The following is a 23,912-nucleotide window of genomic DNA, read 5'->3' on the forward strand; positions in this document are numbered from 1 at the left end:
CGATGGCTGTGGTGCTGCTCAGCGGCTGCAGCCAGGGAATTGCCCCTATGACCGACCGCACCAACACACTTTGTGGCGAAAAGCCCAACTGCGTATCAACTCAGGAGAGTCGCGAAAAATTCACTCTCGCTCCCTTTATTCTGCGCCCGGGCGTGACATTAGAGCAGGTTGAGCGCGTCGCACTCACTCTGCCCGGAGCGAAAACCGCCGATAAAGACAGTAATTATCTGCGCATCGAATGCACCACGCGTATCATGCGTTTTGTCGATGATCTGGAACTAAAACTAACCGATGACCATCTGATCGTTCGCTCGGAATCACGTGTCGGTTACAGTGACTTTGGCGTCAACCGCCGCCGCGCAGAAAACCTGCGTGAAAAACTGGCCGAAGCAGGCATGCTGCGCCAACCATAACGTCAGCCTGACCTCGCGCAGGCGGCGCGGATCGTGGTAAACTCCGCGCTGTTTTTTCGTAATTCATAAAAGAGATACTGCATGAAAATTGGCATCATCGGCGCAATGCAACAAGAAGTCGCCATTCTGAAAGACGCTCTCGACAACTGTCAGGAAGTCAGCAAAGGCGGCTGTACTTACTATTCCGGTCAGCTGCATGGCGTTGACGTGGTATTGCTGCAATCGGGCATCGGTAAAGTCGCTGCAGCCATCGGCACGGCAATCCTGCTGGATGAATACCAGCCAGATGTCGTCATCAACACAGGCTCTGCAGGCGGTTTCGATGCGACTCTGAATGTCGGTGATGTTGTGATTTCTACCGAAGTCCGCCATCATGATGCCGATGTGACCGCCTTTGGTTACGAGATTGGTCAAATGGCTGGCCAGCCAGCTGCCTTCAAAGCCAATGAACAGCTGATGGCTGTGGCGGAAAAAGCGCTGGAAGCGATGGCGGACAAACACGCGGTTCGCGGCCTGATTTGTACTGGCGATGCGTTTGTCTGCACCGCTGAACGTCAAGCGTTTATCCGCGCTCACTTCCCATCTGTGATTGCGGTAGAGATGGAAGCATCAGCCATTGCACAAGCTTGTCACCAGTTCCAGGTACCGTTTGTGGTCGTACGTGCGATCTCTGACGTTGCCGATAAAGAATCCCCTATGTCGTTTGACGAGTTTCTGCCGCTGGCAGCGAAAAGCTCATCAGAAATGGTGAGCAAGATGGTTGAACTGCTGAAATAACCGACACTTCCTCATGGACGAGATCTTTCATACTTTCTATGCCAACGGTGCGCTCCTCGTTATGTGGGGCGCGCTGCTGTTTCATCTGATTCTGCCGATCCCACGCAGCGCGCATCCTGTCACGTTATGGCATAAGTTTGCCGAAATACTGGCGGACAAGGTCAATACCAACGCCAGCTATGCGCAAAGTCAGCTATCCGGCACGCTCGCGTGGCTGCTGATGATTTTGCCGACGGTTGTGGTGTGCGTGGCGCTCAAGCCTTTGGTGTGGCAACCGCAATTGTTTGAACTGGCACTGCTGCTGCTGGCACTCGATTGGCGCAGTCAGGAACAGTTGGCCAATCGTATGGCCTCTGCACTCGCCAAAGACGATAAGAAACTCGCGCGCAGCCTGTTAATGCCGTACGTCAACCGCGACACCTCTACCCTCTCGCCGCTGGGCCTTGGTAAAGCAGGGGCTGAAACCGTGATTATGGGCTTTGGCCGCAATGTTGTCTGTGTGCTGTTTTGGTACGCCCTACTCGGCGGAATTGGCGCATTTATCTATCGCCTTATGGTGGAGTTGGCCCGCGCTTGGTCACCATCGCGCGCTCGTTTTCAACCGTTTGGTCTGCCTGTAGTGCGAGCGGTCGCGGTGCTTGAATTCGTTCCGCTGCGCCTATTCAGTCTTTTGATCGTCATGGGCAACCAAGCCGCACACACCCTGCAAAACACACTGCAGCAAAGTCGTTCGTGGCCACTACCCGGACCGGGATGGCTGCTGTGCGCAGTTGGCAACAAGCTGGAATTATCACTGGGTGGGCCAGCGATTTACGGTGAACAAAAGGCCGTTCGCGTCAAAATCGGCGGCCGTATTGCACCGTCTGCTATTCATTTGTCACAAGTTCATACCCTGCTGGCTTGGCGAATCTTCGCTTGGATCGTTTTACAAAGCCTGCTGTTGCTCGTTATTCATCGAGGAGTTTAAATGCGCCTTTGGCTGCTCACTCTGCTTTGCTGCAGTACTTTTTCTTATGCCGCCGCCCCGGTGCAACGCGTCATCAGCCTTGCACCACATGCCACAGAGCTGGCTTTTGCTGCCGGTCTTGGTGACAAACTGGTCGCGGTCAGTGAGTACAGCGACTATCCGCCACAAGCGCGTAACATCGAAAAGGTGTCCAATTATCAGGGCGTAAAAGTCGAACGTATTGTCGCCCTTAAACCTGATCTGGTGATAGCCTGGCCCGCAGGTAATCCTGCACGCGAACTGGACAAGCTTAAACAGCTTGGCCTGCCGATTTACTATTCCAACACACGCACACTGGACGACATTGCGACCAATATTGAGCAACTCAGCCAGTACGCTGACGATCCATCTGTCGGGCAACAGGCGGCAGAGGCATTTCGCCATCAACTCAGCACGCTGCGTAAGCAATACGCTACAGCCAAGCCTGTGCGTTACTTTTACCAGTTGAGTGAAAAACCGATTATTACGCTCGCGCAAAACAGTTGGCCCAGCGAAGTCTTTCGCTTTTGTGGCGGAGAAAACGTGTTTGAGCACAGCCCAACACCTTATCCGCAAGTCGGCCTGGAGCAAGTTCTGCTGGCACAACCAGAGGTGATCTTCACCTCCGAGCATGCGATTGAAAACGGCAACATGTGGCAACGCTGGCAAGAGCAACTGCCCGCCGTCAGACAGAACCATGTGTGGGCGCTGACTTCAGATTGGCTCAACCGCCCAACACCACGTACGCTGAAAGCGATTGAGCAAGTGTGTCATTACTTCGACCAAGTGCGAAAATAAGTAACAGATTTAACAAAAATCCCGTACAATTTGCGGCCAATTTTGCCTCTGACTGACTTAACTGAGCGATACACACTTTGGATACTTCACTGCTCTATCTGATCGATATGTTCGGTACTGCTATTTTTGCCATCTCCGGCGTTTTGCTGGCTGGCCGTTTGAAAATGGACCCGTTCGGCGTGATTGTACTGGCCAGCGTGACGGCCATCGGCGGCGGAACCATTCGCGATATGTCACTCGGTGCCACACCGGTATTCTGGATAAAAGATCCCACCTACCTGTGGGTGATTTTCATCACTTGTATCCTGACCATGCTGATCGTACGTCGTCCAAAACGACTGGCTTGGTGGATCTTACCTGTGTGTGATGCAATAGGTCTGGCGGTATTTGTTGGCATTGGTGTTGAAAAAGCGCTCATCTATCAGGAATCATCGCTGATCGCGATCATTATGGGTGTCATTACCGGTTGTGGCGGCGGGATCATTCGTGATGTATTGGCCCGTGAAATTCCAATGGTGCTGCGCAGCGAAGTTTACGCAACGGCCTGCATCATCGGCGGCGTGTTCCACACGACGGCACTGATGATGGGGTATGACAGTTCAACCGCTTTTATTTCCGGCGTGTTATCCACCCTGATCATTCGCCTTGGCGCGATACGCTGGCATTTATCACTGCCCACCTTTGCCATTACCCGCTAAGTTTTAATCAGGCCGCTCAATGCGGCCTTTTTTATATCTACCCACTCATTCCTTTCCTGTTTTCAGTTGCTCCCAGCCTTTCTTTCTCTGGTTGGCACTTTGTCGGCGATCTTCGCCCTGTTGCACGAAAACTACACCACAATGAGATCATCGATCACATAAATACGATCACTGAGCAATTAAATAAAGTTTTATGTTTACTTAGTCGATATTTGAACTAGTTTAATAAGCAAATAACTTTACTTAATAGCTATGGAGGCATCTATGCAAGCTTATGTCGAACACGCCAACATTACGGTCGCCGATATCGATCAGGCGATTACGTTTCTACAAACGGCACTGCCAGATTTCAAGATTCGCCATCAGGGGAAGCAGGACTATCGCTGGTGCCATATTGGCACTGAGCAGACTTACATCGCGCTACAGGAAGTGCTGAACCGTACTGAAGTGGATCGTATTCCTTACCGGGATGTGGGGATCAATCACGTCGGTATCGTGGTCGACGATGCCGAAGCGGTAAAGCAGCGCCTGTTGGCAGCGGGGTATCAGATCAATGAACTATCCGAGAACAACGAGTATCGCCATCGGGTTTATTTTTTTGACCCGAGCGGGACGGAATGGGAATTCATTGAGTACTTTTCTGACGATCCAGCCAAACGAAACCATTATCCCGCGTAATCACTCATCAATATCAGGACCGACTATGAAACGCATTGCGATTGTTTATTTTTCTCAAGATGGTGCGACTCGCCTGCTGGCTCAGCACGTCGCGGAAGGCGCTCAACACCAGGGCGTAGAAAGCATCACGTTAGAGATCAAGGCCGCTGACATCGTTACCGGCCGTTACCAGAATGACGCGTTGTTTCGCCAGTTGCTGGTATGTGACGCCATCGTCTTCGCTAGCCCAACCTATATGGGTGGACCCGCCGCTCAGTTCAAAGCATTTATGGATACCAGCAGTGACGGTTACGCCAACAAGTTATGGCGCAACAAACTGGCGGGCGGTTTGACCATGGGTGGCAGCGTCAATGGTGAGCAGCAGCAGACGCTGTACAGTTTCGTCACGCTGGCCTGCCAACACGGCATGATTTGGGTCGGGCTGGATGTCTCCAAACACACTGATTCCCGTGGTTTGAATCATACAGGCTCAAGTATTGGTGTGGTGGCGAGCTACCTTGATAACACCTCTCAGGTGAACCCGAACGATCTGGCCACTGCATTTTATTATGGTGAACGCATGGCCTCACTGCTCAATCAATAGGAGGGCCTATGTTACAAACCCTGATTTATCGTCTGGTGCTGGCGCTGCTGGCACTCAACCAACGTCAGCAACATCAGCTCTGCCAGCGCAAGTTTCATCACTGGCTCAGCACCCGCGATCACCTGCCCGCCTATCTGCAGCATGATGCAGCGCTGAATGCGGCCAGTGCTCTCGATGAGTGTCAGCAGCAAAGCACAGCGCGCCATCGCCGGCAGTTACGAGCCGTGATTCGAAGCCTCAAACCGTGTGGCTGTTAAATTGGCAGGACTTAAGTACAATGACTGTCATCTATTCCCATTTGTCATTGGATGAGTATGCTACTGGAAGGCATTGAGACCCTGTTGGTTCTCAGCAAAGAAAAAACCATGAGCCGCACAGGCAGCCAGCTGTACATCAGTCAGTCGGCGGTGAGCAAGCGGATTGCCAATCTTGAGCAGAAACTGGGCAAGAAACTGATCGTTCCGGCAGGGCGCCACATCAAGCTCACCGCGGAAGCCGAACAACTGATTGCCAATATTGGGCCGACATTCAATGAACTACGTGGCCTGATCTTTGAGCAGCAAACGCTGGAGGATGATACGCTGATTCGCCTCGACTGCTCAGAAACTCTGGTCGCTGGCTATCTGACTCAGGTGATGGGTGACTATCGCCAGCGCGACCCGCATTTCACCATCACCACTCACCATACGCCGCGTATTGTGGAACACGTTCAATCGGGCAAAGCCACGCTGGGATTTTGCGCTGGCTATCTGCCGGGTAACCATGGGTTGATGACGCTGCATCTGTTCGATGAGCCGTTTTATATTGTCAGTCGCCAGCCACTCACCACCTTACCCGACGAAGTAGTGACCAACGACTTGGCCAACCCGGCGAACACCTATCAGGCAGCTATCCTCGCCAGGCTTGGCATCAATCCGGTGATGGAAATGGACTCCTATACGGCATCCGCGCAGTTGGCATTAGGTGGCATGGCCCCGGCCCTCGTGCCCCTCTCCATCGTTAACGCGCTCAAAATCGAACCGCAATATTGCTTTGATTTTGCCGAATTAGCGCCGCTGTTTCGCCCGATTCACATTTGTGTCCGGGCTACCAGCTACCGCTCACCGCGGGTCAGAACATTGATAGAAACGATTGTGAATGCTGTTCCCACAGCAGTTTAAGTGCCATCAGCATCGACATGGTGATCACCAGAGGGCGAATCCATTTGTGGCCTTTGGTGACCACGACTTTCGCACCCATGCGAGCACCGATAAAACCACCGACCGCCATCGTCAGACCAATTTGCCAGATAGGCAGGCCAGCAATCAAAAAGAAAGTCAGTGCAGCGATATTGGAGGTGAAGTTCAACACTTTGGTACGCGCGGTCGCATCCACCAGACTGAAATGGCCTAACACCACAAAACAGACAGTAAAAATGGAGCCGGTCCCCGGACCAAAGAAGCCATCATAAAAACCGATACCGCCACCAATACATAACGCGAACAGCGCTTCCGGCAGTGGCTTTTTACCCGAATCTGCGCGAGTCTGCGGGGCCAGCAAAAAATAGAGAGAAATCGCGATCAGCAGCAACGGAATCAAGCTGGTCAGCAGCGACGCATCAAACTGTTGCACCAGCTCAGCACCAATTGCTGAACCAATAAAGGTGCACACGATCGCCAGTCGCATCTCTTTAAGGCTGACAATACCGTTGCGCACAAAATACCAGCTGGCTGAGAAGCTACCGAATGAGCTTTGTAGCTTATTGGTGGCAAGAGCCTGAGTAGGAGGCACTCCCGCCGCTAACAATGCTGGTAAGGTCAGCAAGCCGCCGCCGCCCGCCATTGCATCAATAAATCCGGCCACACCTGCGACCAAAAACAACAACCCTAAAACTTCTAACGAGACTTCCATGAACTTCCGAATCAACTACTGAGTAAAACGACAAAGTAGCACTGACGACGAGGTTGCAACAGCGAAACAAACGACAACAACCTATTCCAAATTTTCATCAATATAATACTGAGTTCTCGGTACTGCTGACATAAAAAAGCCCGCTCGAATGAGCGGGCAATGAGGTTGTTAGATAAGTCTGAGACTTACCGATATAGTTATCCGTTAAGCCAGACTTGCTTTCACTTGCGCGTGCAGTTCTTGCACTGAAGTCACGCTCGCTTTTGCATCTGCTGTATGAGACATACAGGTTGCAAACGCCGCGTTCAGCGTAGTGGTGTAGTTCACTTTCTCAGCCAGTGCGCCGCGGCGCAGAACTTTCGAGTCTTCAATCGCCTGACGGCCAGCTGCCGTGTTGACGATGTAGGTGTACTCGTTGTTCTTGATGCGGTCGAGAATGTGCGGACGGCCTTCGTGTACCTTGTTAACCAGACGTGGGTTGATACCCGCTTCGCCCAGAATCACTGCGGTACCGTGAGTCGCATCCAGTTTGTAACCTAGTTTCACCAGTTTAGAAGCCAGGTCAACCACACGCTCTTTGTCACCTTCGCGAACCGACAGCAGTGCACGGCCACCTTCAGGGTAGACGTTGCCACAGCCCAGTTCCGCTTTCGCGTAAGCTTCCGCAAACGTTGCGCCGACACCCATCACTTCACCAGTTGAGCGCATTTCAGGGCCAAGCAGCGGGTCAACACCCGGGAACTTGTTGAATGGCAACACCACTTCTTTAACAGAGTAGTATGGTGGAATGATTTCTTTGGTAAAGCCTTGCTGTTCCAGCGATTGACCGGCCATCACACGCGCAGCGATTTTCGCCAGCGGAGCACCCGTCGCTTTCGATACGAACGGAACCGTACGTGCCGCACGAGGGTTCACTTCAATCAGGTAAACTTCGTTGTCTTTGACGGCAAACTGCGTGTTCATCAAACCACGAACGCCCAGTTCCATCGCCAGTTTCTCAACCTGCTCACGCATCTTGTCCTGAATTTCCTGACTTAGCGTGTAAGCGGGTAGCGAACATGCTGAGTCTCCAGAGTGAACACCCGCTTGTTCGATGTGTTCCATGATACCGCCAATCACGACACGTTCGCCGTCACAGATAGCATCAACGTCCACTTCGGTTGCGTCATCAAGGAAACGGTCCAGCAGAACCGGAGATTCGTTCGATACGCTCACCGCTTCGTTAAAGTAACGGCGCAGGTCAGACTCATCGTAAACGATTTCCATCGCGCGGCCGCCCAGCACGTATGAAGGACGAACCACCAGCGGGAAGCCGATTTCACGCGACTTTTCAATCGCTTGTTCAATCGCAGTCACTGTTGCGTTTTGTGGCTGAAGCAGACCCAGACGGTCTACCGCTTGTTGGAAACGCTCACGGTCTTCTGCACGGTCGATAGCATCAGGGCTGGTACCAATGATTGGCACACCTGCCGCTTCCAGCGCACGCGCCAGTTTCAGTGGCGTTTGACCACCGTACTGAACGATAACGCCTTTTGGCTTTTCAACACGTACGATTGCTAGTACGTCTTCCAGTGTTACTGGTTCGAAATACAGACGGTCTGAAGTGTCGTAGTCGGTCGAAACTGTCTCAGGGTTACAGTTCACCATGATGGTTTCGTAGCCATCTTCGCGCAGCGCTAGTGAAGCGTGTACACAACAGTAGTCGAATTCGATACCCTGACCGATACGGTTTGGACCACCGCCCAGAACCATGATCTTGTCTTTATCTGTTGGGTTCGCTTCACACTCTTCATCATAAGATGAGTACATGTAAGCTGTATCAGAAGAAAACTCAGCCGCACAGGTATCTACACGCTTGTAAACAGGATGGATATCGTACTGGTCACGTAGACGACGAATTTCGCTTTCAGCAACACCGAGTAGCTTAGACAGACGTGCATCAGAGAAGCCTTTACGCTTCATATTTTTCAGAACATCTTTAGTCAGACCAGCAAAACCGCCTGCTTTCACTTCAGCTTCCAGTTTCACTAGCTCTTCAATTTGAACCAGGAACCAACGGTCAACGTTTGTCAGGTTGAATACACCATCAACAGACATACCGGCACGGAATGCATCCGCGATGTACCAAATGCGCTCAGCGCCCGCTTCTTTCAGCTCGTGACGAATCTTGGTCAGTGCATCCGGAGCGTCCAGATCAACCATTTCGTCAAAACCGGTGGCACCCACTTCCAGGCCGCGCAGGGCTTTTTGCAGGGATTCTTGTTGGTTACGGCCAATCGCCATCACCTCACCCACTGACTTCATCTGAGTTGTCAGACGGTCGTTGGCACCAGCAAATTTCTCGAAGTTAAAGCGAGGAATTTTAGTCACAACGTAGTCGATGGTTGGTTCGAATGATGCTGGCGTTGCGCCGCCAGTGATGTCGTTCATCAGTTCATCAAGGGTAAAACCAACCGCCAGTTTCGCTGCCACTTTTGCAATAGGGAAGCCGGTTGCTTTAGAAGCCAGAGCAGAAGAGCGAGATACACGTGGGTTCATCTCGATGATAACCATACGGCCATCTTTCGGGTTGATACCGAACTGAACGTTCGAGCCGCCCGTTTCTACGCCGATTTCACGCAGTACCGCCAGAGAGGCGTTACGCATCAGCTGATATTCTTTGTCGGTCAGAGTCTGTGCTGGCGCCACTGTGATGGAGTCACCCGTGTGGATGCCCATTGGATCGAAGTTCTCAATCGCACATACGATGATACAGTTGTCCGCTTTATCGCGAACCACTTCCATTTCGTACTCTTTCCAGCCGATCAGAGATTCGTCGATCAGCAGCTCATTGGTTGGCGACAAGTCCAGACCACGACGACAGATTTCTTCAAACTCTTCTTTGTTATACGCGATACCACCGCCAGTACCACCCATAGTAAAAGAAGGGCGGATGATACAAGGGAAGCCAACCATATCCAGCACGCGGTACGCGTCTTCCATGGTTTTCGCCGTATCAGCACGTGGACACTCCAGGCCGATAGATTTCATCGCTTTATCAAAGCGTGAACGGTCTTCTGCTTTATCAATCGCGTCAGCTGTTGCGCCGATCATTTCCACGCCGAATTCAGCCAGTACGCCATGTTTTTCCAGCGCCAGCGCACAGTTCAGTGCAGTCTGTCCACCCATGGTTGGCAGGATAGCATCCGGACGCTCTTTTTCGATGATCTTGCGTACCACTTCCCAGTGAATCGGCTCGATGTAGGTCGCATCCGCCATTTCTGGGTCAGTCATGATCGTCGCTGGGTTAGAGTTGACCAGAATAACGCGGTAACCCTCTTCACGCAGCGCTTTACATGCTTGCGCACCTGAGTAGTCAAACTCACAAGCCTGGCCGATAACAATCGGACCCGCACCCAGGATAAGAATGCTTTTAATGTCAGTACGTTTTGGCATTGTTTACTACTCCAAATTAAGCGCGGTGTTGTTTAATCAGTTCAATGAAGTGGTCGAATAGCGGTGCCGCATCGTGAGGACCCGGGCTCGCTTCAGGGTGTCCCTGGAAGCTGAATGCCGGCTTGTCCGTGCGGTGAATACCTTGCAGCGAACCATCAAACAGAGATTTGTGCGTTGCACGCAGGTTCTCTGGCAGTGTCGCTTCATCAGCCGCGAAACCGTGGTTCTGCGAGGTAATCATCACAACATTACGATCCAGGTCTTTCACCGGGTGGTTCGCACCGTGGTGACCAAACTTCATCTTCACTGTCTTCGCGCCAGACGCTAGCGCCAGAATTTGGTGGCCAAGACAGATACCGAAGACTGGCAGACCTTTATCCAGGAATACCTGTGTCGCTTCGATAGCATAAGTACATGGCTCAGGGTCGCCTGGGCCGTTTGACAGGAACACGCCATCTGGATTCATCGCCAGCACTTCTTCAGCAGACGTTTGCGCAGGAACGACGGTCAGTCGGCAACCACGGTCCACCAGCATACGCAGGATGTTACGCTTCGCACCGAAATCGTAAGCCACGACGTGGTATGGCAGTTCGCTATCGTCTTTTGCTTCAGGCAGGCCACCTTCCAGTGTCCATGAACCTTGTTTCCATTCGTACGCTTCTTTGGTCGTTACTACTTTCGCCAGATCCATCCCTTTCAGACCAGGGAATTCTTTCGCTTTTGCCAGAGCCAACGCTTCATCCAGATTGTCGCCGGCCATGATGCAGCCATTTTGCGCACCTTTTTCACGCAGAATACGAGTCAGCTTACGCGTATCGATATCGGCGATGCCGACAATGTTCTGCGACTTAAGGTAATCAGAAAGAGAACGTTCACTGCGGAAGTTAGAAGCGATAAGAGGAAGATCGCGAATCACAAGGCCTTGAGCATGAATCGATGCTGATTCTTCGTCTTCGGCGTTGGTGCCGGTATTGCCAATGTGAGGGTAAGTAAGGGTAACGATTTGCTGTGAATAGGAAGGATCAGTGAGGATTTCTTGGTACCCCGTCATCGAGGTATTAAAAACGACTTCACCAACGGAAGAACCATCTGCACCAATGGATACTCCGCGGAACACTGTCCCATCTTCTAGGACTAACAGTGCTGATTTACTCAAGACAACCTCCAGAATAAAAATGCATAAATTTTAAATTAAACTGCAAATTTGCCTTCCTTTTCGCGTTTAAAGTTTGCTCTAGGGGGTTTTAGACAAATTGGCGGTATTCTAATGTTCGCCGTGACCTCTGTCAACATTCGTTCAGAAATAAAATTAATTTTTGGTAGGTTACAATTAAAAAACCACCCAAAGGCACTAAAACCGCATGTTTTAGGCAGTTTCAAACGATAGTTATGAACAAGCGAATAAAAAATAGGCACTTTAGTATTTTTTTTTCGTGCTTTTTATTATCAAAAATCAGGCAAACGATAATCTACGCAATTTAACTTAAAAAATAACGATTACATTTAAAAGAAACAATCAAACCGCAAAAAGAACAACAAAAGTAGGATTAGATTTCGAAATTGTGCAGAGTAAATTTTGAGGGGCTTTGAAGAGAAAAAGAGGATGCGCCGGAATAAGCCGGCGCATAATTATGTATTTAGAGTTCGTTAAGACCCAGCACGTCGGTCATAGTATAAAAACCTGCAGGTTTCTCAGATAACCAGATCGCGGCTCTTACCGCGCCATTGGCGAAAGTCATGCGATCAGTGGCTTTATGGGTGATCTCGACACGTTCACCAATGTCCGCAAACATCGCAGTGTGCTCACCGACAATGTCGCCAGCTCGAATGGTGGCAAAACCAATTTCATCACGCGTACGCTCACCAGTAATGCCTTCACGGGCATAAACCGCGACGTCACTCAGCTTGTTACCCATCGCATGCGCGATGGCTTCGCCCATACCAATTGCGGTACCTGACGGCGCATCGACTTTATGACGATGGTGCGCTTCAACGATTTCGATATCGCAGTAGTCACCCATCACTTTGGCCGCTTTTTCAAGCAACTTAAATACCAGGTTCACGCCAACACTGTAGTTTGGAGCCATGACGATGGGCATTTCTTTAGCCGCTTCGTCGATCAACGCGCGTTCTTCATCACTGAAGCCTGTGGTGCCAATAACCAATTTCTTAGCGTATTTTTTACACAGTTCGATATTGGCCAGCGTGCTGACTGGTGCCGTAAAATCAATGATGACGTCGAACTCATGGATCGCTTGTTCCAGGTTATCCACCAGTGCCACATCAAAGCGGCCTTCTCCACACAGTTCACCAATATCCACACCGACCAGTGATGACTCAGGACGTTCAGAACCTGCGCCGACAGTGGCTTTAGGGTTATGATGGGCAGCTTTAACCAAATTGCGGCCCATTCGGCCAGCCGCGCCTGCAATCGCAATTCTTACCATTGCGTCTTCTCCATTTTCTTCTCGCACATGCTCTCGCACGGTGTTTCCAACTTGTGACTTTAAACTACCAACTATAGCGGCTTGTGGCTAGCACTTACGCGAACTCTTTCAGTACACGCTCCAGCACCGGAACATTCGCTTCAGGGAAGGTGTAGTTCGTCAGCTCTGCGACATTAACCCATTCACCCTGTTGTCCCTCACGTCCATATGGCTGGTGATTGAATGCTGTCACCAGCATAAAATCGAATTTGAGTGATTTTTCCGGGTAGTCGTACTCCAGATGCTCAAACGGCGCCTGCTGTGTTACTTCGATACCAATTTCTTCATCAAGCTCACGAGTCAGAGCCTGTTCAATAGACTCCCCCGCTTCCACTTTGCCACCGGGAAATTCCCAGAATCCACCTTTATGCAAATTATCGGGACGTTTGGTGATAAAGATTTGCGACTTGTCCTGATTGAAGATAATGCCCGCCACAATGTGAATTCGTTTCATATTTCTATCCTGTTCGCTGAAATCTGTTTGTTTCTAATCGCAAGATGAAGCAATGTCCAGACGCTGCGATAAAAAAAGAGCCGCCAGTGGCGACTCTTGTTCAAGGTGACGGGATCAGTCGATCTTACCGTGACACTGTTTGTACTTCTTACCACTGCCACACGGACAAGGCTCATTACGGCCGACTTTACGTTCTTCACGTACCATCGGCTGATGATCGTCTTGTTCTGGTGAACCGTCGGCGTTAGCGTGTTGCGCCTGTGCATGACGTGCAGCTTCTTCCGCTTGTGCACGGCGTTGAGCTTCCATACGCTCTACTTCTTCCTGCTGCTGTACGCGGACTTTAGACAGGATAGTGATCACGTCAGATTTCAATGACTCCAGAAGGCCTTCAAACAGTTCAAACGATTCGCGCTTGTACTCCTGTTTCGGGTTCTTCTGCGCGTAGCCACGCAGGTGAATACCCTGACGCAGGTGATCCATCGCCGCCAGATGTTCTTTCCACAAAGTATCAAGAGTTTGCAGCATGACGGATTTTTCAAAGTTACGCATCACGGTTTCGCCCACTGCTTCTTCTTTCGCTTTGTAGACAGTCACAGCCTGCTCAAGAATACGGTCGCGTAATGCTTCTTCGTAAAGCTTGTCATCTTCATCCAACCAAGACTGGATTGGCAACGGAAGGTCGAAATCGTTCTTCAGGCGCTCTTCCAGCCCCTGCACATCCCACATATCTTCCAGCGATTGCGGCGGAATGTACTCGTCGATAACGGCGGTCATAACATCAACACGATTTTGTTCAATCATATCGCTGATATCTTCCGCGCCCATCAGTTCATCACGCAGTTCATATACGACTTTACGCTGATCGTTCGCTACATCATCGTATTCCAGCAGCTGCTTACGAATATCGAAGTTACGGCCTTCGACTTTGCGTTGTGCTTTTTCAATCGAGCGCGACAGCATTTTACTTTCGATCGCTTCGCCTTCGTCCATACCGCTTTGGATCAGGCTTGCCATACGGTCTGACGTAAAGATACGCAGCAGCGTATCTTCCATCGACAGGTAGAAACGCGAAGAACCCGCATCACCCTGACGACCCGCACGACCACGCAACTGGTTGTCGATACGGCGTGATTCGTGACGCTCAGTACCAATGATGTGCAAACCACCAGATGCGAGTACCGCGTCATGGACTTCTTTCCACTCGGCTTTAATCGCATCGATTTGCTCTTGAGTCGGATTGTCCAGAGTCTCAACTTTAGACTGCCAGCTACCACCCAGCACAATATCGGTACCGCGACCAGCCATGTTGGTTGCGATCGTGACCGCGCCTGGTTTACCAGCTTCTGCAACGATTTCCGCTTCTTTCTCGTGGAACTTGGCGTTCAGAACGTTATGTTTGATCTTGGCTTGCTTCAGCGCATTAGACAGCAGTTCCGATTTTTCAATCGATACCGTACCCACCAGCACTGGCTGGCCTTTCACGACGCGCTCTTTGATGTCTTCAATGATCGCTGCGAATTTCTCCGCTTCAGTACGGTAAACCACATCCGGCATATCGTTACGGATCATTGGTTTGTTGGTTGGAATTACCACCGTTTCCAGACCGTAAATAGACTGGAATTCAAACGCTTCGGTATCAGCAGTACCGGTCATACCCGACAGCTTCTCATACAAACGGAAGTAGTTCTGGAAGGTAATCGATGCCAGCGTCTGGTTTTCGTTTTGGATCTTCACGCCTTCTTTGGCTTCCACCGCTTGGTGTAAACCGTCAGACCAGCGACGACCCGGCATAGTACGGCCAGTGTGTTCGTCAACGATGACCACTTCACCATCATCAGTGACGATGTAGTCAACGTTCTTTTCAAACAGCACGTGCGCACGCAGCGCTGCATTCACATGGTGCAGCAGACTGATGTTGGTTGGCGAATACAGTGTATCGCCGTCCTGCATCATGCCGTTTTTCACCAACAGCTCTTCCACGTATTCCTGACCAGTTTCGGTCAGATAAACTTGTTTGGATTTTTCGTCTACGGTGTAGTGACCATCACCGCGGTACTCTTCTGAATCCTCTTTGTCCTGCTTTTGCAGATGCGGGATCAGAGTATTAATACGGGTGTACAATTCAGAACTGTCTTCTGCCGGGCCTGAAATGATCAGCGGCGTACGCGCTTCATCGATCAAAATCGAGTCCACTTCATCGACAACGGCAAAGAAACGCGCACGTTGCACACGATCTTCAGTGCGGAACGCCATGTTGTCACGTAGGTAATCGAAACCAAACTCGTTGTTGGTTCCGTAAAGAATATCGGCGCGGTAGGCCTCTTTTTTCTCTTGTGGCGGCATGTTTGGCACATTGACACCAACAGTCATACCAAGGAATTCAAACAGTGCGCGGTTAGTTTCAGCGTCACGCTTTGCCAGGTAGTCGTTCACCGTAACGATGTGAACTCCTTTACCAGGAAGGGCATTCAGGTAGGCAGGCAGAGTTGCGGTCAGGGTTTTACCTTCACCAGTACGCATTTCCGCGATTTGGCCAGCGTTCAGAACCATACCACCAATCAGCTGAACGTCGAAGTGACGCATACCAAAGACACGTTTAGAAGCTTCACGTACGGTCGCAAAGGCTTCTGGAAGAAGTTGATCGAGTGTCTCGCCTTGCTCAATACGTTGACGGAATTCAACGGTTTTGGCTTTCAGTTCTTCGTCGGAAAGCGCTTCAAATGCCGGCTCGTAGTTATTGATCTCTTTTACAATCTTTCTTAAGCGGCGCAGTGTGCGGTCATTGCGACTGCCAATCACTTTTGTCAGTAGCTTAGTTATCATCTGTTGTGAATCTCTCTTTACTTAGATCTTCCCGATCTACTTTTACTGCCTTAAGTCTCTACCTAATTTCAACTAAGGATACTGAGGTAAGTCATGCATCTACGGATATTGTGATGGTGATGTTTATTTTCAAGGCACTAATTGAATTAAGTGGCGCCTAGTTTAAGGAATTTTTGATGGAACAACCAATAACAATCCGGTTTGTTTGCATTCGGCTTAACATTTTGTGCACTCTGCCGGATGTTGGGTGGTTAAATTCGCATCATTGGCTGACATTTCTGTCCGCCAGTGCTTCATCTTGAGCGTTTTCGTTGCTGCCATTTGTGTATAGAATACAGAAAGAACACACAGCGGATGAGCACCATGCGAGATCACCGACCTACAAATACTGAAGAACTGATTGAAGCTTCGCGCCTCAGTCAACTGCAGGAGCATGCTAAAGAAATTCTTCAGCTCAATCAGTTACTCAAAACGCTGTTACCCCGCGGAACCGAGCAGCACGTGCGTGCCGCCAATATTCGCGGCGGGCATCTGGTCCTGGAAGCCGCCAGCGCAGCGATCAAAATGAAGATCGATTATGATCGACTCTCGCTGCTCAACCAGTTACGCGCCCACGGATTTGGCCGTTTGATCAGCATTGACATTAAGATCAACCCGGATCTTTATCGTAATCAATCCCGTTCAACGGCAAAGCCGGAAGAGGCAAAACCTCGCCCTCCCCTGACAGAACATGCCGCTCAGGTACTGATGACCATCGCTGAAAATGCCTCGCCTAAAGTGCGTCAACGGCTGGAAAATCTGGCTAAGCTGGCGAAAAAATGACACAAAAAAAGCCAGACCTTAGTCTGGCTTTTTTCATTAATCTTTTGCTTATGCGATAACCATATTTGGTTCTGCGAAGGCAACTGGCGAACCAACTTCTTCTTCAAACGTTGCCCATTCCCAAGCTTCCTGATCTGCCAGTACTGCACGCAGCAGCTGGTTGTTCAAACCATGACCTGATTTATAAGCACGGAATTCACCGACAATCGCGTGACCACACATGTACAGATCACCAATCGCGTCCAGTACTTTATGTGTCACAAATTCGTTGGCGAAACGAAGGCCTTCTTCGTTCAAGATGCGATAATCATCCAGCACGATTGCACAATCAAAGCTACCGCCCAGACACAGATTCTGTGACTGAAGGTATTCAATGTCACGCATGAAACCAAAAGTACGAGCACGCGAAATTTCTTTCACAAAACCTTGTGAAGAAAAATCAAACACTAAGTGTTGCTCATCGCCGTCGATAGCCGGGTGGTTGAATTCGATTTCGAAATCCATTTTGAAGCCGTTGTGCGGGCGCAGTTCAGCCCACTTGTCACCATCTTCAAAACGAACGGGTTTCTTAATACGAATAAAACGTTTAGGAGTGTTCAGCGTTTCGATGCCTGCTTGTTGCAGCAGGTATACAAATGGACTTGCACTGCCATCCATAATTGGAATTTCAGGTGCATCCACTTCAACGATAACGTTGTCGATCCCCATACCCGCCAGTGCCGCATTCAGGTGTTCAACCGTTGAGATGCGAATACCTTCATCGTTCACCAGAGCAGTACACAACATAGTGTCGCGCACAGATTCTGGGTCTGCTGGGAAGTCCACAGGTGGGTTTACGTCAGTACGACGGTAAATGATGCCTGTGTTTGCAGCAGCTGGGCGAAGAGTTAACGTGACCTTACGACCAGAGTGTAGGCCCACTCCAGTTGTTTTCACTATTTCTTTCAGTGTACGTTGTCTGATCATCTACTTGCCTCTAAATCGATGCCACAAAGCTCGGCCGGTATGGTTACCGACCGACATCCTACCAGAATTTTGAACAGTGTCAAATTGTGGCGAGATCTTAATCAGCCTGACGACGTAGGAAAGCAGGGATATCCAGATATCCGCTCTCTTTCTCTTGCTTAGGCGCAGTGCTTTGGCTTGCAGAAGAAGAGACGCTGCTCGACGCGGCCGTTGCCGGCTGGGTTTTCACTTCAACTCTTTCTTGCAAAGGCTGTGCCGCTTTCTCTTCCACTTTTGCCGCCGGAACGATCACTTGTTGTGGTTGAGAAGCTTGTACTGGTTTCGCTTTACCGCCTGCCACTAACGTAATGTCTGGTTTGCGTTCGTTACCAATACCCGTTGCAACGACTGTTACGCGAATTTCATCTGCCATATCTGGATCCAGAGATGTACCGATGACTACGGTTGCATTGTCAGAAGCGAACGCTTTAACAGTATTACCCACAGTTTCAAATTCATCCAGACGCATATCCAAACCAGCAGTGATGTTCACCAGTACGCCACGAGCGCCAGCGAGGTCGATATCTTCCAATAGTGGACTTGAAATCGCCATCTCGGCCGCTTCTTCAGCACGGTCTTCACCTTTTGCAACACCGCTACCCATCATGGCGTGACCCATTTCCGACATGACAGTGCGTACGTCTGCAAAGTCTACGTTGATCATACCCGGACGAGTAATCAGTTCTGCGATACCTTGTACTGCATTCTTAAGTACGTCGTTCGCGCTGGCAAAGGCTTCAAGCAAGGTGATACCACGACCCAGAACTTTCAGCAGTTTTTCGTTCGGAATAGTAATTAAAGAGTCCACGTGCTTAGACAGCTCTTCAATACCTTGTTCCGCAAACGAAAGACGTTTCTTACCTTCGAAGCTGAATGGCTTAGTCACTACAGCAACTGTTAGGATGCCCAGCTCTTTAGCCACTTCCGCAATCACAGGAGCAGCACCAGTACCGGTACCACCACCCATACCAGCGGCGACAAATACCATATCGGCACCCATCAGCACTTCTTTAATTCGATCTCTATCTTCGAGAGCTGCGTCACGTCCAACTTGCGGATTCGCACCCGCCCCCAAACCTTTAGTAATATCACCGCCGATTTGAATGACTGTGCTCACGCTGGTTTTACGAAGTGCTTGCGCATCTGTATTGATACTGATGAATTCCACGCCTTCGATGGATTCACGCACCATGTGTTCTACGGCGTTACCGCCGCCACCACCAACCCCAACGACTTTAATTACAGCATCGTCAGACATTTCCATCATCGGTTCAAACATGTGTTATCTCCGTTTTTCCTGCAACTCAGGTTAAAACTCTTTTTGTATCCAGTTACGCAAACGACCCAATAAGCCCGACATTGATTGGCGCTTAGGCTCTTGATATTCAGTATCGTCGTTAATTTGACTGTCTCTTGCGTAATGAAGTAAACCAACTGCCGTAGAATGATACGGCTCTTTTACGTAATCTGTCAGGCCACTCACCTCAAGAGGTTTACCGACTCTGACTTGGTTGCGGAACACGCGCTCCGCACACTCAACTAATCCTTCAATCTGCGCTGCGCCGCCTGTTAGAACAACGCCGGCAGCCAAGTGATGCTTGATGCCGTCTTCACGCAGTTTTTCCTGAACCGAGTCAATCGTCTGGTTTACCAGGCCCATTAACTCAGTGTAGCGAGGCTCAATCACTTCCGACAAGGTTTGTCGTTGCAAACTGCGTGACGGACGACCACCTACACTCGGAACATTAACCGTATCATCCTTGCTTACTAACTCACTCAGCGCGCAGCCATATTTCACTTTGATCTCTTCGGCATCGCTTACGGGAGTACCGAAAGCAAATGCGATATCACTGGTGACAGCATTGCCCGCATAAGAGAACACTTCGGTATGTCGTAGCGCACCACCGGTCCAAACGGAAACATCCATGGTTCCTGCACCAATATCGATCACGCACACACCAAGTTCGCGCTCATCTTCAGTGATCACGGCATTACTTGCCGCCAATCCTGAATACACTAACTGTTCAACTTTTAAACCGCAACGTTCTACGGCTTTAATGATGTTTCTTGCCATATCATTGTGACAAGTAATCAAGTGCACGCTGACTTCCATGCGCACACCGGATAATCCTAATGGATTTTTGATGCCTTCTTGATAATCGATCGTAAATTCTTGAGGAATGACATGCAAAATTCGCTGCTCTTCACCAATTTTGATCGATTTCGCGGTATGAATTGCCCGATCCATGTCGTCCTGCGACACTTCTTCATCGGAAATAGTGCCCATACCTTTTTCAATTCGGCTAGCAATGTGACGGCCGGAAATCGACAGAAACACATTACTGATTTGGCATTCCGCCATTAATTCTGCTTGGTCAATGGCACGCTGAACCGATTTTACCACCGATTCCAGATCGTTGACGCCACCTTTATCCATGCCTCGGGAAGGGCTACTTCCCGCACCGATAATGTTTATCTGACCATCCGGGAGAATTTCTCCCACTAAAGCTGATACGGTGGCGGTGCCGATATCCAGACCAACAATGATGTTGTCATTAGCAGTTTTAGTCATCTGTATTCTCTTGTGCTAACTCTTGTTCTGAGATCCAACCTACTGCGGCGCCTGTATCGTATCTGAGGTCAATGTAGCTGACTTTATCCACTTCATTGCCCAACTGCTTATACAGTAGAAAAAACCGTGCTATACGTTCGTCCAGCGACTCTTTTCCCAATTCCAAGCGAATGCCATTATCCAGAATTATCTGCCAGGCTCGGCGCTCATTAAGTAACAACGAAGAGATGTTACGGCCTATTGCCTGAAACTGAGAATTATACTGCCGCCAAACTTTTAATACTTCCGGAGCACTGCCATCCGGCCCGTACAATTTTACATGTTCTTCTTTAACCAGTCCGATATCACCATCAAAAACGATGCCATCATCATCCAGCAAAGCATTACCGTTCCAGATAGCCTGTACTTGGTGCTCCGTTAAGAAGACTTTTATAGTGTCGGGCCACTGTTTCCGGATTGATGCATGAGAAACCCAGGGAATGGATTGCACGCTGGTCTGAAGAACATCAATGTCCTGGGACATAAAGGTTCCGATATGATCCAACCGGGCAAATGCTCGCTGAACATCAAGAGTAGAAACGTATTGTAAATTACCTTGCAGAACGATTTTAGAGAGCGGAAGACGTTGTTCATCCCACATCCAACTGATCGTTGAATACAACAAAAAACCAATCAACAACACCACCACCAGAAAAAAGCTGCCTCCGACGGCATGCTGTTTCACTAGTGGTGAACCGGATATTTTACGGCCTTCGGCTAACACGCTGTTTATCAAAGTCCGATGATCCTGTTGACGACTGGCAAATTGTTTCCCTATTTCGTTACGCAATAGAGGCAAAAGCACTGACTTTAACCTTTGGATTATACTGAGGTGTTAAAAAGTATCAAATACTCAAATACAGAAATTCCATATCGGTAGCGACTTAATTCACCATAAAACACAGATATGCAACTGCGTTACGCTTTTTGCATACGCTCGACGTTTAACTCTAACGCGGCCAATTCTCTTGCTACTTTGCCCACATCACCAGCGCCTTGCGTCAGCACCAGGTCACCATCTTGTAGAACATTGGCCAAAACCGACGGTAACGTCTTGCTATCCGGAACAAAAATCGGATCCAGCTTGCCACGACTACGAATCGTACGACACAGTGAGCGACCATCCGCGCCAGCAATCGGCTTTTCACCCGCCGAATACACATCCAGCATCAGCAGAATATCGACCTGCTCCAGCACATTTGCAAAGTCATCGTACAAATCACGAGTTCGCGTATAACGGTGCGGTTGGAAAATCATCACCAGGCGTTTGTCTGCCCAACCATTGCGGGCAGCAGCAATCGTCACACCGACTTCGGTTGGGTGATGACCGTAGTCATCCACCAGCATCGCTTTACCGCGACCAGTTTCAAATTCGCCCAGATGATCGAAACGACGTCCAGTACCCTGGGTATTCGCCATCGCACGCAGAATCGCTTCATCACTGATATCGTCTTCAGTCGCGACCGCAATCGCAGCCGACGCATTGAGCGCGTTATGACGCCCCGGAATGTTAAGCGTGATATCCAGATTGGCGCGACCTTGGCGCACCACGGTAAATTTACCCTGTTGGCCATCCTGACGGTAATTTTCAATACGCACGTCGGCATCTTCTGAGAAACCATAAGTGATCACCTGGCGGCTGATGCGTGGAATCAACTCACGCACCACCGGATCATCGATACACAGAATCGCCTGACCGTAAAATGGCAGGTTATGCAGAAAATCGACAAAAGTTTGCTTCAACGTTTCAAAGTCACCGCCATAAGTATCCATATGATCCGCTTCGATGTTGGTCACAATCGTCACCATCGGCTGCAGATGCAGGAACGACGCATCACTCTCATCAGCTTCCGCTATCAGGATACGGCTTGACCCCAAGCGAGCATTAGTCCCCGCGCTTTTCACCAGGCCACCGTTGACGAACGTTGGATCCATGCCCGCTTCCGAGTAAATTTGCGTCACCAGTGCGGTGGTGGTGGTTTTACCGTGAGTCCCCGCGACTGCAATCCCGTGACGAAAACGCATCAGCTCGGCCAGCATCTCGGCGCGACGGACGACCGGAATGCGTTTCTCGCGTGCAGCTTTGATTTCAGGGTTCTGTTCATTGATGGCCGTCGAAACAACAACCACACTCGCCTGCGCAACGTTAGACGCTGCATGGCCAATATAAACTGTCGCGCCCTTCTCCGTCAGACGTTCAGTGACCGCATTCGACGCGATATCTGATCCCGTGATTTGGTAGCCTTCGTTGAGCAGGACTTCCGCGATCCCGCTCATGCCCGCGCCACCAATACCGATAAAGTGAATACATTTCACACGGCGCATTTCCGGCACCATTGCGCGAATCTGCGCTAAGTCTTGTGTATGTTTGATCGTCATAAAGCGGTTCTCATTATTTGTCGACACTGGACTGCGTCACGGCAATGATGGCATCCGCCACCACTTTATCCGCATCCAGTTTGGCTGCATGGCGGGCTTTTTGCGCCATGTTCAGCAGAGCCGGGCGATCCAACTGCGCAATGGCAGCGGCCAATTTATCTGCCGTCAGCTCAGGTTGTTCAATCATTTGGGCAGCGCCACACGCCACCAAGTGGTCAGCGTTCAAGGCTTGCTGGCGATCTTTGTGCATGAAAGGAACAAAGATCGCAGCCACACCCGCCGCTGAAATTTCAGATACCGTCAAGGCTCCAGAGCGGCAAACCAGAAGATCGGCCCAGGCATACGCCTCAGCCACATCATCGATGAATTCAGTCACCTCAGCCGTATGCACACCCCGTTCCGCATAGGCTTGTTGAACGTCTTGTTGGTTATTTTTCCCAGCCTGATGACGCACTTGGTAACCGTCACCCAACAACGCCAACGTTGCCGGCACGGTTTGATTGAGAATCCGCGCGCCTTGGCTGCCACCCATCACCAGAATACGCAGCGGACCTGTGCGCTCCGCCAATCGAGCATCCGGCTCCGGCAACGCCACAACATCACCACGAACCGGATTTCCCACCACAGGGACGCCCGCAAACGCGCCGTCAAAAGCCTGAAAGACTTTGGTGGCAATTTTAGACAACCATTGGTTAGTCAGGCCAGCCACCGCATTTTGCTCATGCAAAATCACTGGAATGCCGAGCGTCCACGCCGCGATCCCACCCGGGCCACTGACATAGCCACCCATGCCCAAGACTGCATCCGGTTGCCACGCTTTCATGTGGCGGCGCGCCTGTAAAATGGCATTCACGATTTGAAATGGCGCCTTCAGCAGACGGGCAATGCCCTGACCACGCAGACCTTTCACCCGAATAAAATCGATCGCGATGCCATGTTTGGGCACCAGATCCGCTTCCATTCGATCCGCCGTTCCCAACCAGCGAATGTCCCAGCCTTGATGCTGCAACTGTTTTGCCACGGCTAAACCGGGGAAGACGTGACCGCCGGTTCCCCCAGCCATCACCATTAA

At 50.3% G+C, this 23,912-nt stretch carries 22 protein-coding genes; 10 read left to right on the forward strand and 12 right to left on the reverse strand.

What is annotated here, in order from left to right:
* The first annotated feature begins 47 nt into the window (after nucleotides 1–47).
* From DYA43_RS11460 to DYA43_RS11500, 9 genes are all read left to right on the forward strand, one after another.
* On the forward strand, nucleotides 48–413 hold the full coding sequence (locus tag DYA43_RS11460; RefSeq protein ID WP_061057237.1) for a DUF1499 domain-containing protein: 366 nt from the start codon (nucleotides 48–50) through the stop codon (nucleotides 411–413).
* An 81-nt stretch (nucleotides 414–494) separates the two neighbouring features.
* Complete coding sequence (gene mtnN, locus DYA43_RS11465; RefSeq protein ID WP_061056861.1) at nucleotides 495–1,190, forward strand: 5'-methylthioadenosine/S-adenosylhomocysteine nucleosidase; 696 nt, start codon at nucleotides 495–497, stop codon at nucleotides 1,188–1,190.
* A 13-nt stretch (nucleotides 1,191–1,203) separates the two neighbouring features.
* Entirely contained in the window at nucleotides 1,204–2,157 is a 954-nt protein-coding gene (locus tag DYA43_RS11470) for a cobalamin biosynthesis family protein (protein ID WP_061056862.1), read from the forward strand.
* Complete coding sequence (gene btuF, locus DYA43_RS11475; protein WP_020330506.1) at nucleotides 2,158–2,973, forward strand: vitamin B12 ABC transporter substrate-binding protein BtuF; 816 nt, start codon at nucleotides 2,158–2,160, stop codon at nucleotides 2,971–2,973.
* Nucleotides 2,974–3,050: 77 nt separating this feature from the next.
* Nucleotides 3,051–3,671 carry a TRIC cation channel family protein gene (locus DYA43_RS11480; protein WP_020330505.1) on the forward strand — a complete coding sequence of 207 codons (621 nt, stop codon included), beginning with the start codon at nucleotides 3,051–3,053 and terminating at the stop codon, nucleotides 3,669–3,671.
* A gap of 264 nt (nucleotides 3,672–3,935) precedes the next feature.
* Nucleotides 3,936–4,349, forward strand: coding sequence for a VOC family protein (locus DYA43_RS11485; protein ID WP_061056863.1), 414 nt, complete (start codon nucleotides 3,936–3,938; stop codon nucleotides 4,347–4,349).
* Between the two features lie 25 nt (nucleotides 4,350–4,374).
* Nucleotides 4,375–4,932 (forward strand): flavodoxin family protein, encoded by a 558-nt coding sequence (locus tag DYA43_RS11490; RefSeq protein ID WP_055452690.1) that lies wholly within the window; start codon nucleotides 4,375–4,377, stop codon nucleotides 4,930–4,932.
* Nucleotides 4,933–4,940: 8 nt separating this feature from the next.
* Nucleotides 4,941–5,189: a hypothetical protein gene (locus DYA43_RS11495; RefSeq protein WP_061056864.1), complete on the forward strand. Its 249-nt coding sequence runs from the start codon at nucleotides 4,941–4,943 to the stop codon at nucleotides 5,187–5,189.
* A gap of 57 nt (nucleotides 5,190–5,246) precedes the next feature.
* Entirely contained in the window at nucleotides 5,247–6,092 is an 846-nt protein-coding gene (locus tag DYA43_RS11500) for a LysR family transcriptional regulator (protein WP_020330499.1), read from the forward strand.
* Here DYA43_RS11500 and DYA43_RS11505 read toward each other — a convergent pair.
* The 6 genes from DYA43_RS11505 to secA form a co-directional block, all read right to left on the reverse strand.
* On the reverse strand, nucleotides 6,043–6,822 hold the full coding sequence (locus DYA43_RS11505; protein ID WP_020330498.1) for a TSUP family transporter: 780 nt from the start codon (nucleotides 6,820–6,822) through the stop codon (nucleotides 6,043–6,045). The two genes, DYA43_RS11500 and DYA43_RS11505, sit on opposite strands and share 50 nt — an antisense overlap.
* A gap of 204 nt (nucleotides 6,823–7,026) precedes the next feature.
* Nucleotides 7,027–10,257: a carbamoyl-phosphate synthase large subunit gene (carB, locus tag DYA43_RS11510; protein ID WP_020330496.1), complete on the reverse strand. Its 3,231-nt coding sequence runs from the start codon at nucleotides 10,255–10,257 to the stop codon at nucleotides 7,027–7,029.
* Nucleotides 10,258–10,273: 16 nt separating this feature from the next.
* Complete coding sequence (gene carA, locus DYA43_RS11515; RefSeq protein ID WP_024373867.1) at nucleotides 10,274–11,413, reverse strand: glutamine-hydrolyzing carbamoyl-phosphate synthase small subunit; 1,140 nt, start codon at nucleotides 11,411–11,413, stop codon at nucleotides 10,274–10,276.
* Between the two features lie 481 nt (nucleotides 11,414–11,894).
* Nucleotides 11,895–12,704 (reverse strand): 4-hydroxy-tetrahydrodipicolinate reductase, encoded by an 810-nt coding sequence (gene dapB / locus DYA43_RS11520; RefSeq protein ID WP_020330494.1) that lies wholly within the window; start codon nucleotides 12,702–12,704, stop codon nucleotides 11,895–11,897.
* Between the two features lie 94 nt (nucleotides 12,705–12,798).
* Nucleotides 12,799–13,197 (reverse strand): 8-oxo-dGTP diphosphatase MutT, encoded by a 399-nt coding sequence (gene mutT, locus DYA43_RS11525; protein ID WP_020330492.1) that lies wholly within the window; start codon nucleotides 13,195–13,197, stop codon nucleotides 12,799–12,801.
* A 114-nt stretch (nucleotides 13,198–13,311) separates the two neighbouring features.
* Nucleotides 13,312–16,023: a preprotein translocase subunit SecA gene (secA, locus tag DYA43_RS11530; RefSeq protein WP_020330491.1), complete on the reverse strand. Its 2,712-nt coding sequence runs from the start codon at nucleotides 16,021–16,023 to the stop codon at nucleotides 13,312–13,314.
* A 363-nt stretch (nucleotides 16,024–16,386) separates the two neighbouring features.
* Here secA and DYA43_RS11535 point away from each other — a divergent pair, with 363 nt between their 5' ends.
* Nucleotides 16,387–16,845: a DUF721 domain-containing protein gene (locus DYA43_RS11535; protein WP_047461274.1), complete on the forward strand. Its 459-nt coding sequence runs from the start codon at nucleotides 16,387–16,389 to the stop codon at nucleotides 16,843–16,845.
* Nucleotides 16,846–16,893: 48 nt separating this feature from the next.
* Here DYA43_RS11535 and lpxC read toward each other — a convergent pair whose 3' ends face one another.
* The 6 genes from lpxC to murG all read right to left on the reverse strand — a co-directional run bounded on the left by lpxC (nucleotide 16,894) and on the right by murG (nucleotide 23,909).
* On the reverse strand, nucleotides 16,894–17,811 hold the full coding sequence (lpxC, locus tag DYA43_RS11540; RefSeq protein ID WP_024373934.1) for a UDP-3-O-acyl-N-acetylglucosamine deacetylase: 918 nt from the start codon (nucleotides 17,809–17,811) through the stop codon (nucleotides 16,894–16,896).
* 97 nt (nucleotides 17,812–17,908) lie between these two features.
* The gene (gene ftsZ / locus DYA43_RS11545; RefSeq protein ID WP_020330488.1) at nucleotides 17,909–19,129 is read right to left on the reverse strand and encodes a cell division protein FtsZ; all 1,221 of its coding nucleotides are present in this window, start codon (nucleotides 19,127–19,129) and stop codon (nucleotides 17,909–17,911) included.
* A gap of 30 nt (nucleotides 19,130–19,159) precedes the next feature.
* Nucleotides 19,160–20,422, reverse strand: coding sequence for a cell division protein FtsA (gene ftsA / locus DYA43_RS11550; RefSeq protein WP_020330487.1), 1,263 nt, complete (start codon nucleotides 20,420–20,422; stop codon nucleotides 19,160–19,162).
* The gene (locus DYA43_RS11555) at nucleotides 20,415–21,197 is read right to left on the reverse strand and encodes a cell division protein FtsQ/DivIB (RefSeq protein WP_024373935.1); all 783 of its coding nucleotides are present in this window, start codon (nucleotides 21,195–21,197) and stop codon (nucleotides 20,415–20,417) included. The genes ftsA and DYA43_RS11555 overlap by 8 nt, the downstream gene beginning before the upstream one ends.
* A gap of 182 nt (nucleotides 21,198–21,379) precedes the next feature.
* Nucleotides 21,380–22,840, reverse strand: coding sequence for a UDP-N-acetylmuramate--L-alanine ligase (gene murC / locus DYA43_RS11560; protein ID WP_061056865.1), 1,461 nt, complete (start codon nucleotides 22,838–22,840; stop codon nucleotides 21,380–21,382).
* Nucleotides 22,841–22,853: 13 nt separating this feature from the next.
* Nucleotides 22,854–23,909, reverse strand: a complete 1,056-nt coding sequence (gene murG / locus DYA43_RS11565) for an undecaprenyldiphospho-muramoylpentapeptide beta-N-acetylglucosaminyltransferase (protein WP_020330484.1) — start codon at nucleotides 23,907–23,909, stop codon at nucleotides 22,854–22,856.
* Between the last annotated feature and the right edge of the window lie 3 nt (nucleotides 23,910–23,912).

The organism is Vibrio fluvialis (genome assembly GCF_900460245.1).
GTDB lineage: Bacteria > Pseudomonadota > Gammaproteobacteria > Enterobacterales > Vibrionaceae > Vibrio > Vibrio fluvialis.